At 66.5% G+C, this 7,567-nt stretch carries 6 protein-coding genes and 1 pseudogene; 3 read left to right on the plus strand and 4 right to left on the minus strand.

The window, feature by feature from the left end:
• Window positions 1–454: 454 nt before the first annotated feature.
• Both ACI1V7_RS28110 and ACI1V7_RS28115 read right to left on the minus strand, forming a co-directional pair.
• The gene (locus ACI1V7_RS28110) at window positions 455–1,384 is read right to left on the minus strand and encodes an AraC family transcriptional regulator (RefSeq protein WP_404535979.1); all 930 of its coding nucleotides are present in this window, start codon (window positions 1,382–1,384) and stop codon (window positions 455–457) included.
• Window positions 1,368–2,798, minus strand: a complete 1,431-nt coding sequence (locus ACI1V7_RS28115; RefSeq protein ID WP_404535982.1) for an aldehyde dehydrogenase family protein — start codon at window positions 2,796–2,798, stop codon at window positions 1,368–1,370. The genes ACI1V7_RS28110 and ACI1V7_RS28115 overlap by 17 nt, the downstream gene beginning before the upstream one ends.
• A 189-nt stretch (window positions 2,799–2,987) precedes the next feature.
• Here ACI1V7_RS28115 and ACI1V7_RS28120 point away from each other — a divergent pair, with 189 nt between their 5' ends.
• The gene (locus tag ACI1V7_RS28120; RefSeq protein ID WP_404535984.1) at window positions 2,988–3,434 is read left to right on the plus strand and encodes a DUF305 domain-containing protein; all 447 of its coding nucleotides are present in this window, start codon (window positions 2,988–2,990) and stop codon (window positions 3,432–3,434) included.
• Entirely contained in the window at window positions 3,434–4,852 is a 1,419-nt protein-coding gene (locus ACI1V7_RS28125) for a YVTN family beta-propeller repeat protein (protein ID WP_404535986.1), read from the plus strand. The genes ACI1V7_RS28120 and ACI1V7_RS28125 overlap by 1 nt, the downstream gene beginning before the upstream one ends.
• 18 nt (window positions 4,853–4,870) lie before the next feature.
• Here the strand turns inward: ACI1V7_RS28125 and ACI1V7_RS28130 are convergent, their stop codons facing one another.
• Entirely contained in the window at window positions 4,871–5,749 is an 879-nt protein-coding gene (locus ACI1V7_RS28130) for a LysR family transcriptional regulator (protein ID WP_404535989.1), read from the minus strand.
• Between the two features lie 93 nt (window positions 5,750–5,842).
• Here ACI1V7_RS28130 and ACI1V7_RS28135 point away from each other — a divergent pair, with 93 nt between their 5' ends.
• On the plus strand, window positions 5,843–6,862 hold the full coding sequence (locus ACI1V7_RS28135; RefSeq protein ID WP_404535991.1) for a YeiH family protein: 1,020 nt from the start codon (window positions 5,843–5,845) through the stop codon (window positions 6,860–6,862).
• Between the two features lie 88 nt (window positions 6,863–6,950).
• Here ACI1V7_RS28135 and ACI1V7_RS28140 read toward each other — a convergent pair.
• A pseudogene (locus tag ACI1V7_RS28140) lies at window positions 6,951–7,305 on the minus strand (alcohol dehydrogenase catalytic domain-containing protein); the annotation flags it as partial.
• Window positions 7,306–7,567: the final 262 nt, after the last annotated feature.

Raw genomic sequence — 7,567 nt, forward strand, 5'->3', positions numbered from 1 at the left:
GTGTAAAGCATGCCGCCAGCGTTCAATCTGAGCCAGGATCAAACTCTTCAGTTCAATCTCTGTTTGCGACACTTTCGTGTCATCCGCATTTCTGCGGAGTCGCTCACTCAAAATACTGACCGTCACTCATTGCTGAGCAACGTATTTCTTTTGCGTGAACATTTGATAATTTAAGCATTCAGCAGCTACCGAAGCAGCTACTGGCACTTCATCAAACGCCCACACTTATCGACTGTTGATTGTTAAAGAACTCGAATTCTGTACTGCCTTGCTGCGCCGTGCGAATCGTTTTGTTCGTCAGCAGCAGAGAAGTGAGATTATGCAGCATTTCGCTTGAACCGTCAACTTCTTTTTCCCTTCACTGCCGCGTTACGCTGCGTGCCGTGAAGAGGACGCGCAGTATAGCAAGCCGCCCCCGGTGGCGCAAGGGCGGTCGCGCGGCGTCCCGGGTTTTTTATATATCGGTTGGCCGTGGCTGGCGGCGCAGCTGCTCTGCATCGCGGATGGGCGATGCCCCGAACAGGCGACGGTACTCGCGGCTGAATTGCGAAGGGCTCTCGTACCCGACCTCGTAGGCCACGCTCGCCGCTTCCACATCGCTGCTCATCAGGCGCTTGCGCGCTTCCAACAAGCGCACCTGTTTCTGGTATTGCAGGGGGCTCATCACCGTCGCCGCCTTGAACCGGCGGTGCAGGACGGAGGGACTCAGGTGCACGGCGCGCGCCAGCGCATCGATGCTCAGTGGTTCGTTGTAATGGTTGCGGATCCAGTTGATGGCCTCCCCCACCGCGCGCTCGCGCTGGCCCCCGGTCACGCCGAGGGACAGCGTCGCGCCGCCCGGCCCCGTCACCATGCGGTAGATGAGCTCCTGCTTGAGCAGGCGCCCTATCACCGGCACGTCGCGCGGCGTGTCGAGCAGGCGCAGCACGCGCACGAAGGTGTCGAGCAGGGCATCGTCCGCGCGCTCCACCGTTACCGCCGGCGGATCGGCGGCTGGTACCGGCAAGGCCAGGCCCATCTCCAGCACGAAGGCAGCCACCTCCTTCGGGTCGATGTCGATGCGGATGCCGTAATAGGGATGCGTTCCGTCCGCCTCGACCACGCGGCCCGACACCGGCATGGCGACGCCCGCCTGGACATAGGAACCGGGCCCGTAGTGCAGCACCTGCTGCCCTACCAGCATCTCCTTGCGGCCCTGCACCAGCAGGCAGGCGGACGGGGTCAGGATGCCGCGCCCGACCTCCGTCGGCCGGGCGCGCCGGATCAGCCACAGCCAAGGCAGGTCCGTCGCCTGGTCGACGTCGTCGTCCGGCGCGCCGGGCAGGCGGCCCGCGACCAGGTCGCGCAGCTGCCCGATGGATGGATGTTCAAAGGGTCGTGTCATAGCCCATGGTGGCCTTGGGTTCCAGGTATTCCTCCAGGCCGAAGGTGCCGAATTCGCGCCCGATGCCCGATTGCTTGAAGCCGCCGAACGGCGCCTCCGGCTCATCATACAGGCCATTCACGAACACGCGGCCGGCCACGATCCGCGCCGCCACCCGGTTGGCACGCGCCAGGTCGCCGCCGAACACGTAGGCATGCAGGCCGTAGGGCGTGTCGTTGGCGATCGCGATCGCATCCTCGTCGTCGCGGTAGGTGATGATGGACAGGACCGGGCCGAAGATCTCCTCGCGCGCGATGGTCATGTCGTTCTTCACGTCGCCGAACACGGTCGGCCGCACGAACCAGCCCTGCTCCAGTCCCGCCGGCCGGCCCGGTCCGCCCTCCAGCAGCGTCGCCCCTTCCTCGATGCCCTTGCGGATATAGCCCTGTACGCGCTCCCACTGCTTTTCCGTGACCATCGGCCCGACGGCGACGTCCGGATCCGACGTCGGACCGACCTTCAGGTTGCGGAACGCCTGCACGGCCAGTTCCTGCGCCTCGGCCGCGCGGCTGGCCGGCACCAGCAGGCGGGTGCCGTTGATGCAGGCCTGGCCACTGTTCATCACCGCGGCCATGGCGGCGATCGGCACCGCCTTGGCGAAATCGGCGTCGTCCAGCAGGATCGTGGGCGACTTGCCGCCCAGCTCCAGCGTGACCCGTTTCATGGTGTCGACGGCACCACGGGCGATCGCCTTGCCGACGGCGGTGGAGCCGGTGAACGAGATCTTGGCAATGTCCGGATGGCGCGTGATCTCGGCGCCGACCGTGTCGCCGCGGCCCGTGACGATGTTGAAAACGCCCGGCGGCAGGCCGGCGCGGTGCAGGGCGCGCGTGATGACCTCCGTCTGCACGGCGCTCAATTCGCTCGGCTTGATCACGGCGCTGCTGCCGGCAGCGATCGCCATCGCCAGCTTGCTCGCGATGAAGCCCGTGTTCGCATTCCACGGCGTGATCATGCCGACCACGCCGTGCGGGACCATGGTCACGCGCGCGCCGCCGACCTGGCGCTCGAACGGATAGTCGGCCAGCAGCTTGCGTGCCAGCGCGAACGAGGCGGCGGAGCGGCGCGCGGTGCCGACGGCCATCGCCATGGTGCCGCCGTATTCCTGCACCATGGCCGCGACGATCTCGCTTTCCGCCGCCTGCACTTCTTCGTGCAGGCGCTGCAGCCACGCCATGCGCTGCGCACGGCTGGCCTGCGACGTGATCGCGAATGCGGCCTTGGCGGCGGCGATGGCGCGCTGCGCGTCGACCTCGTCGGCCAGGACGACGGTGGTGGTTTCCTTCCCGGTGGCCGGGTCGACGAGGACCAGGCGCTCGGTGCCGTGCGGCGCGACGAAGGCGCCGTCGATGTAGATCGTGTCGATGGTATGCATGCTGGACTCCTTGTTGATGATGGATCCATGGTAGGAGCCAGCACGCGCATGGCGGTAGACCGATCCTGACGAAGGATTGCCCGATCCTGCCGCCGGATGGGGAAATGGGCAATCCTCCCCCGTTCGGTGGATGACGTCCACCATCCCATCTTTTATGGTGCTTACCAATTTGCTAACGAAAGGAGTCCGATGTCCGCCTTCCCCTTCGCGGCGCGTCTGCTCGCGCCGCTGTGCGTCGTCGTCCTGCATGGCCAGGCCCTGGCCCAGCACGGGGGCATGCACGACGCCATGCAGCACGACCCGCACCAGCGCCAGGCCGCGCCCTCGGCCGCGCGTCCCGTCTTCATCGCCAGCAGCGCCAAGCCGTTTTCCGCCCTGATGGCCGACGCCATGGCCGTCATGGACGACGGCATGGCGCGAGCACCGATGAACGGCAATCCCGAGCACGACTTCGTCACGATGATGCTGCCGCACCACCAGGGGGCCATCGACATGGCCAGGGCCGTGCTCCTGCATACCCAGGATCCGGGGCTGCGCAACCTCGCGCTCGGGATCATCGCCGAGCAGCAGAACGAGATCGACGTGATGCGCGCCTGGCTGAAAGCTCACCCCCAACGGAAAGGAGCAACACAGTGATGAGTAACCCGGTGAAATCGAAGTCCGTCCTCCTGGCGGCAAGCGTCGCACTGGCCGCGCAGGTCGCGTCGGCCCAGCCGACCGGCGCCGACCGCGTCTATACGGCGGACCAGAATACCAACACGGTCTCGGTATTCGACCCGTCCACCAACAAGCTGCTCGGCCAGATCAAGCTGGGCAACCAGCGCCCCGACGTGCTCTCGCCCCTGTACCGCGGCGAGGTCAACGTGCACGGCATGGGCTTTTCGCCCGACCACAAGACGCTGCTGGTGATCTCGAACGGGTCCAACTCGGCGATCTTCATCGACACGGCCACCAACAAGGTCAAGGGCAAGACCTATGTCGGCCGTTCGCCGCACGAGGGCTTCTTCACGGCCGACGGCAAGGAGGCCTGGGTCGTCGTGCGCGGCGAGGACTATATCTCCGTCATCGATCCGAACACGTTCAAGGAAACGCGGCGCATCCCGACGGCCGTCGGCCCCGGCATGGTGCAGTTCCTGCCGGACGGGAAGCTGGCCTTCGCCGTCTCCAGCTTCACGCCGGAGGTCGACGTCATCGACGTCAAGGCGCACAAGGTGATCAAGAGGATCCCCGTGGTCAGCCCGTTCTCGCCCTTCCTGCAGTACACGCCCGACTACAAGGAAGTGTGGATGACGCACAAGGACGTCGGCAAGGTCACGCGCATCGACGTGAAGACCCAGGCCGTCACCCAGGTCATCGACACGGGACCCATCACAAACCACCTGTCCTTCGCCACGGTCCACGGCAAGGTCTACGCCTATGTGTCGATCGGCGGCGAGAACGTCGTCAAGGTGTACAGCACGGACAAGGAAGCGAAGCTGGTCGCGACGATCCCGACCGGCGCCCTGCCGCACGGCATGTGGACGTCGGACGACAGCAGCCGCGTCTACGTCGGCCTGGAAAACGGCGATGGCGTCGACGTCATCGACCCGGCCGCGAACAAGGTGGTGGCCCACATGGGCGGCGGCCAGGCGCCCCAGGCCCTGATCTTCCTGTCCAAGGTGGCGCGGCCGGGCAGCGCCGACAACCTGGTCGCGCGCGTAAACGACGACCCGGTGAACGTCAAGCTCAAGCCCGTGCACGAGCAGGGCCGCGGCTTCGTGGTCGCGCGCAACCTGGGGCTGGTCGATGCCTTCGAAGTCTCGCTGTTCCAGTTGAAGCCGCAGACGATGTACAGCGTCTACCTGGCCGGGCAGGATGCGCCGGTGGCGAACTTCAAGACCGATGCGAAAGGCATGGCCAACGGCAGCGTGATCGGCCCCGTGAAATCCTATGCGGGCGCCCAGCCGGCAGCCAGCGGAGGCAGCGCAGGCACCGGCGCGGGCCATCGCATCCTCGTCATGGAAGGCAATGCGAAAGCCAATGCGGCGCAGGCCGTGCTGGTGGACGCCGGCTAGACCCGGACGAGAGCCCGGTCAGGACCTGATCACCTGCTCGAACGCCTGCGCCGCCTTGCTGCGGTAGCGTTCGCGGTGCCGCAGCAGGAAGAAGGGGCGCGGCGGCAGCGCCAGCGGCGCCCTGGCCAGCAGGCCGGCGGCGATGTAGGGCGCCGCCACCAGCTCGGACAGGCCGGCCGCATAGCGTCCCGTCATCACGGCCGCGCGCACGGCCTCGTTCGACGGCAGCGTCAGGGCGACGTGCAGCGCCGCCACGTCGACGCCCTGCCCGGCCAGCATCGTCGCGAACACGGAACGCGTGCCCGAGCCGGGTTCGCGCATGATCCACTGCGCGTCCTGCAGGTCGCGCGCCAGCAGCCTGCGCTTCTGCGCCCACGGATGGCCGGGGGCGACCACCACGGCCATGCTGTCGTGTCCCACCTCGTCCAGCGCCAGCGCCTCGTCGGCCACCGTCCCCTCGATCAGCCCCAGGTCGGCGCCGCCCTCGCGCACGGCGGTCGCCACCGACTGGGTATTGCCCACGTCCAGGTGCACGTCGATGTGCGGATGGGCGTCGCGAAAGCGCACCAGTAACGGCGGCAGCCAGTAGCTGGCGATCGTCTGGCTGGCGTGGATCGCCAGCGCGCCGCGCTGCAAACCCGCCAGCTCGGCCAGCGCGCGTTCGGCGCCGGCAGCCCGTGCCAGCGTGGCGCGCGCCTCGTCCAGGAAGATGCGGCCGGCGGCGTTGACTTCGATGCGCCGTCCGACGCGGTCGAACAGCAGCGTGCCGTAGCGTTCCTCGAGGCCGCGGATCGACGCGCTGACGGCGGACGGCGTCAGCGCCAGCGCGTCGGCGGCACGGGTCAAGTGCTGGCGCTCGGCCACGGCAACGAAGATACGAAGCTGTTCCAGTGTCATCGTTCAATTCTACTACACGTTTTATTCGATATTTCAAGATGGACCGAACGATGAGCCCGGTTCGATACTGGAGACTCTTCAATGGAGTCCGTCATGAACAACAAGATGTCTCAATTATTGCCCGGCCTGGTCCTCAGCGCCGCCGTCACGCTGGCCGCCTGGCTGCTGGAGCTCGTGGAGGTCGGCATTTTCGGGCGCGCCTGGCTGGAAAGCCTGGTGCTGGCCATCCTGCTCGGCAGCCTGATCCGCACCTGCATGCCGGTCCCGGCACGCTTCGAGCCAGGCATCCACTTCTCGGCCAAGATCCTGCTCGAAGTGGCCGTCGTGCTGCTGGGCGCCTCGGTCAGTGCCGCCGCCATCCTCGAACGAGGCCTGCCCCTGCTGGGCGGCATCGCCCTGTCGGTGGTGCTGGCGATCGGCTTCAGCTATGGGGTCGGCAAGCTGCTGCGCCTGCCGCATCGCATGGCGCTCCTGATCGCTTGTGGCAACTCGATCTGCGGCAACTCGGCGATCGCCGCCGTCGCTCCCGTCATCGACGCGGACGGCAAGGACGTCGCCGCGGCCATCGCCTTCACGGCCGTGCTGGGCGTCGTCGTCGTGCTGCTGTTGCCCGTGCTCGACCATGCGTTCGGCATGACGACGCTGCAGTACGGCGTGTTCGCCGGCATGACCGTGTATGCGGTGCCCCAGGTGCTGGCCGCGGCCGCGCCCGTGTCGCAGGCCAGCCTGCAGGTGGGCACGGTCGTCAAGCTGGTGCGGGTGCTGATGCTGGGCCCTGTCGTGCTGCTGCTGTCGCTGTTCGGCCGCCGGGGAGATCGCCAGGGCGAGCAACGCCGTGCGCCGACGCTGTCGCACCTGGTGCCCTGGTTCATCGCCGGTTTCCTCGGCCTGATGGCGCTGCGCTCGTTCGACCTGCTGCCCCATGCCCTGCTCGCGCCGGCACGCGTGGCGTCCGGCTGGCTGACCAGCATGTCGATGGCCGCGCTGGGTTTGGGTGTCGACGCCCGCTCGGTGCTGCGTGCCGGCGGCAAGGTCAGCCTCGTCGTCGTCGTGTCCCTCATCGGCCTGGGTGCGATCAGCTGGAGCCTGATCACGCTGCTGGCGATTCGCTGAATGGCACGGGAACCCATGCCTACCTCGCGACCACGGGATCGGAGCACGGTTCCCCTCACGCCGGCGGCGGCGGCGCCGATGAAGGAGTGCCCCGGTCCTTGTGCCAGCATTCGAATGCCTGGCGCATCACTTGCACGTTGCCGATGCATTCGAAGGAATAGTGGGCGCCGCCGCTGATCCGGTTCGTACCGACGATCCTGGCCGCCTGGATCACGTTCAGGCGGATGCTGCCCAGGCCGAACACGACGACGTTGTCCTCCGGCTCGACCTTTGCCGAGAACACGACAGGCAGAATTTGCATTGCCGGCATTCGGGCATGTACAGCGGGATCACATGGTCGTTCTGCTTTACCGACGTCGCGCTGGCCCCGCCTCGCGAACGATTCCGGCGGCCGCTTCGTGGCCGAGGGTGGCAGCGAAAATGCCCTCGGGATCGGCACCGGCGAAAATGCCTTTGGGATCGTCACCGGACAGCGTCGCCGCACAGGGAGCCCATGCATGGCGGCGCTCCGGGAACGCAACACCCGGCCTGCTGTGCTGTTCAGACTTTGATCAGGTGTACCGTTTTTCGGCGTGCCAAAAGCAAAAAGCCCGCTCCAGATCACTGGAGCGGGCTTCGCTTAATAACTAGCCTGACGATAACCTACTTTCACACTGGTTGCAGCACTATCATCGGCGCAAAGTCGTTTCACGGTCCTGTTCGGGA

It is taken from the genome of Massilia paldalensis, from assembly GCF_044901715.1.
Lineage (GTDB): Bacteria > Pseudomonadota > Gammaproteobacteria > Burkholderiales > Burkholderiaceae_D > Telluria > Telluria paldalensis.

Bases quoted from the DNA above. Each gene is read 5' to 3' on its own strand.
- ACI1V7_RS28135 (WP_404535991.1), top strand. From the start codon at position 5,843: ATGAACAACAAGATGTCTCAATTATTGCCCGGCCTGGTCCTCAGCGCC.
- ACI1V7_RS28130 (WP_404535989.1), bottom strand. From the start codon at position 5,749: ATGACACTGGAACAGCTTCGTATCTTCGTTGCCGTGGCCGAGCGCCAG.
- ACI1V7_RS28125 (WP_404535986.1), top strand. From the start codon at position 3,434: ATGAGTAACCCGGTGAAATCGAAGTCCGTCCTCCTGGCGGCAAGCGTC.
- ACI1V7_RS28120 (WP_404535984.1), top strand. From the start codon at position 2,988: ATGTCCGCCTTCCCCTTCGCGGCGCGTCTGCTCGCGCCGCTGTGCGTC.
- ACI1V7_RS28110 (WP_404535979.1), bottom strand. From the start codon at position 1,384: ATGACACGACCCTTTGAACATCCATCCATCGGGCAGCTGCGCGACCTG.
- ACI1V7_RS28115 (WP_404535982.1), bottom strand. From the start codon at position 2,798: ATGCATACCATCGACACGATCTACATCGACGGCGCCTTCGTCGCGCCG.